This window comes from Microbacterium sp. K41 (assembly GCF_004794395.1).
Taxonomy (GTDB): domain Bacteria; phylum Actinomycetota; class Actinomycetes; order Actinomycetales; family Microbacteriaceae; genus Microbacterium; species Microbacterium sufflavum.
Genome location: NZ_SSDO01000068.1, coordinates 1 through 865 on the forward strand (window position 1 = coordinate 1; position 865 = coordinate 865).

Consider the following 865-nt stretch of genomic DNA (forward strand, 5'->3'; position numbering starts at 1 on the left):
CGCCGAGGGCGGCCCGCGCCCGTGGTGTGTCGAGCTTCTCCAGCGCGCGCATCGCGCGGTGACGACGCGCGGCCTCGGCGTCGTGCAGTCCTCGCTCCAGCGTCGGCACGGCGTCGTCCCCGGCCCGCGCGACCGCCCACAGCAGGGCCCCGGCGGTGTTGAGGTCGTCCTCCCGCAGCAGCGCCGCGACGAGGACGGCCGTGGACGCGTGGTCGGCGTCCGCGGTGAGGGCGAGCGTCTGCCGCGCGGACGCGTCCGGCGCCTCCAGGCCCCGCAGGAGCTCCACCATGCGCAGGGCGTCGGACCAGTCCCGCGGCTCGCCCGACCGCACCTGTTCGAGGCGCTCCGCCAGCTCGGTGAGCACCGCGAGCCGCGCGCGCGTGCGATGCAGGAGCCGCTCGATCGTGTCGGACGGCGCGCGGGCGTCGTCCGCGAGAGCTGCGGGGATGTCCGCGAGCGGGAGGCCGAGCGAGCGCAGGTTCTCGATGTGGAACAGCCGGCGAAGATCCGCGTCCGAGTAGTCCCGGTACCCGCCCGCGGTGCGTTCGCTGGGCGACAGCAGGCCGATGCGGTCGTAGTGCCGCAGCATGCGCGCGCTGATGCCCGAGCGCGCCGCGACCTCGCCGATCAGCACGCCTCAGCCCTCCGCGGGAGCGGGAGACGCCTGCAGCGCCACGATCCGCTGCGCCTCTCGGATCGCCGCGCCGAAGTCGTCGTCGGGGTCGTCGATCAGTCGCGCGGTCGCCAGGGCATGCGCGCGCACGGCGGGGTCGGCGTCGTGTGCGGCAGCGGCGGCCACGGCGGCCCCCACGTCGTCGAGCATCGCGATGGCCCGACTGAGGCTGCGCTGCAGCTCCCGGTCGCC

1 protein-coding gene and 1 pseudogene are annotated in these 865 nt (G+C 76.2%); both read right to left on the reverse strand.

Annotated features, from left to right (window positions below; translation table 11 throughout):
* Positions 1–634, reverse strand: a 634-nt coding sequence (locus tag DW309_RS01170; protein WP_136044299.1) for a MerR family transcriptional regulator, incomplete at its 3' end; no start/stop codon positions are given.
* 3 nt (positions 635–637) lie between these two features.
* Positions 638–865, reverse strand: a pseudogene (locus DW309_RS19190) (hypothetical protein); the annotation flags it as partial.